The organism is Polaromonas sp. CG_9.7, assembly GCF_015752205.1.
Taxonomy (GTDB): Bacteria; Pseudomonadota; Gammaproteobacteria; order Burkholderiales; family Burkholderiaceae_C; genus Polaromonas.
On the sequence record NZ_JADOVG010000043.1, the window covers coordinates 1 to 2,372 of the forward strand.

Annotated in this window: 3 protein-coding genes; 2 read left to right on the top strand and 1 reads right to left on the bottom strand. The window is 54.3% G+C overall.

From position 1 onward, the window contains the following. The first annotated feature begins 165 nt into the window (after positions 1-165). Positions 166-882: a Crp/Fnr family transcriptional regulator gene (locus IWX87_RS19390; RefSeq protein WP_196865135.1), complete on the top strand. Its 717-nt coding sequence runs from the start codon at positions 166-168 to the stop codon at positions 880-882. Positions 883-1,088: 206 nt separating this feature from the next. Further along, the gene (locus IWX87_RS19395) at positions 1,089-1,808 is read left to right on the top strand and encodes a Crp/Fnr family transcriptional regulator (protein ID WP_196865136.1); all 720 of its coding nucleotides are present in this window, start codon (positions 1,089-1,091) and stop codon (positions 1,806-1,808) included. A 256-nt stretch (positions 1,809-2,064) separates the two neighbouring features. On the opposite strand, the gene IWX87_RS19835 is transcribed toward IWX87_RS19395, so the two are convergent. Next, the coding region (locus tag IWX87_RS19835; RefSeq protein WP_231374936.1) for a hypothetical protein at positions 2,065-2,372 on the bottom strand (308 nt) is incomplete at its 5' end.

Below are 2,372 nucleotides of genomic sequence, written 5' to 3' on the forward strand. Positions count from 1 at the left end.
TACGCTGGCAATTCAACTTAAGCAAGGCACGCCAAAAAATGGCTTGGGTCTATCCGCACGCAGACAACGAATCAGGTTGACTGTCTACTAGCTTACTTATAATCAGTCTCATGCGAGATCACTACTCAGGTAGTAAATCAAGCTCGATTTACCCTGAAAGTTCTGATGCCTGTTTCTGCTGATCCCAAGAAAAACCAGTTACTCGCTGTTCTACCGGACGCCGAGTGGCAGCGTTTTTTGCCGCAGCTTGAGTGTGTCGAGATGCCGCTGGGCCAAGTGCTTTACGAATCGGGCAGCACGCTGAGCCATGTGTATTTCCCGACCACTTCCATTGTTTCGCTGCTGTACGTCATGGAAAACGGCGCTTCGGCTGAAATCGCCGTGGTGGGCCATGAAGGCGTCGTCGGCATTTCGCTGTTCATGGGTGGCGAGTCAACCCCCAGCCGTGCGGTGGTCCAAAGCGCTGGTCAGGGCTTCAGGCTCAAGGCCCAGGCGATCAAGGAAGAATTCAAGCGTACGCCAGTGTTGCACCTGCTGCTGCGCTACACCCAGGCGCTGATTACCCAAATGGCCCAGACCGCCGTATGCAATCGCCATCACTCGCTGGACCAGCAACTCTGCCGCTGGTTACTGCTGAGCCTGGACCGCTTGCCAGGCAATGAGCTGGTCATGACGCAGGAACTCATAGCCAACATGCTGGGTGTTCGCCGCGAAGGCGTGACCGAAGGTGCAATGAGTCTTCAAAAAGCCGGCTTGATCAGCTATTCGCGCGGCCGCATTCTGGTGCTGGACAGGCCGGGGCTTGAAAAGCGTACATGCGAATGTTATGCGGTGGTGAAGAAGGAATACGACCGGTTGCTTCCTAAAAAGGAACCGGTGTGAAATGTTCGCGAGAACCTGTCAGGCTATCAACCTGATCTGAAAAACTACGAGATTCCTGTCACTGAGCAATCTGACAGTCTGCTTTTTTGTGAGAATTTGTAGGTGTGGTGCATACTCTGTCATTCCGAATCGAACTGAATTTGTCAGCTGCGCGGCTTTGAACTTGCCCCTTCTCTGGAAGGGTCTGCAACACTCCGAAAGCCCGCATGAATGCCTTGGAAAATCACCTGATCGAACTGCTCCCCGTGGCCGACAGGAACCGCCTTTTGGCGCTTTGCGAACCGGTTGAACTGGTGCTTTCCGAAGTGCTGTGCGAACCCGGGAAACCAACCCGACATGTTTATTTCCCTACCCAAGGCTACATTTCACTGGTCGCGCTGGTAGATGGCAGCCCGGGCGTGGAAGTGGGCTTGGTGGGATGTGAAGGCATGCTGGGCGCGCAACTCGTGCTGGGCGTGGCAACCGTTCCGCTGCATGCGTTGGTGCAGGGTGAAGGCACTGCCTGGCGCATTGCCACCGTACCCTTCAAGCGTGAACTGGCGCGCAGTACCGCCCTGCGGCGCTGGCTGAACCGCTACCTTTATGTCCTCATGGTCCAGCAGGCAAGTTCTGCCGCCTGCCTGCGGTTTCACCTCATCGGTCAGCGCTTGGCGCGCTGGCTGCTGATGAGCCAGGACCGTGCCCATTCAGACCAATTTCACTTGACGCATGAGTTTCTGGCTTACATGTTGGGCATGCGCCGCGTCGGCATCACGGCAGCAGCCAGTGTGCTGCAGCGGGACGGACTGATCGAGTACCACCGCGGAGAAATCACCGTGCTGGACCGCCGTGGTCTGGAAGCCGCCGCTTGCAGTTGCTATGCCACCAGTGAGCAGACTTACAAAGCACTGCTGGGATCTGCTGCCAAGGCGTCCGTCGGACATTAACTGTCGCGCTAGGTGCGCTAGCGAACAGAAAAAATTGCATTAAACACTTACAAGCGTTTACATGCGAATGATTCGACGCCTGTTGATTTCTTGAGGTGACAGGGCACGGGTCGCCGCTGCTACAACTGTCAAACAAAACACCATGAACCATTTGATCTGCCATTCCACTGAATCTGGCCGCCTCCTGATTGCCAACACCGGGCATGGCCCCAGTCAGTTAGTCACGCATTGCGACTCAAGACTGGGATCTTCTGTTTTATGCAGCGACTGAACGTCTTGGACAATGCGCCCCCCTGTGCTGGCTACGGGCAGCGTGGCGCAGCAAACATCTTCTGTCATCAGATTTTCCAGTGATGTGCTGGAGTGCGTCGATGCCTTCAACCGGCTCCATGCGTTTCTCATTCAGCAACGGCCACGCCATGGCGAATGATGGAGTTATCAAATTGTTTTTTCTTGCAAATTTGATTGTTATTGATACGGCCCAATGAAGTATGAACTTTATTGAATTTTCTCTATCGAAGAAAGATGGAAAAAGAAAATGCAAGAAAGCAGACGCTGGAGCAG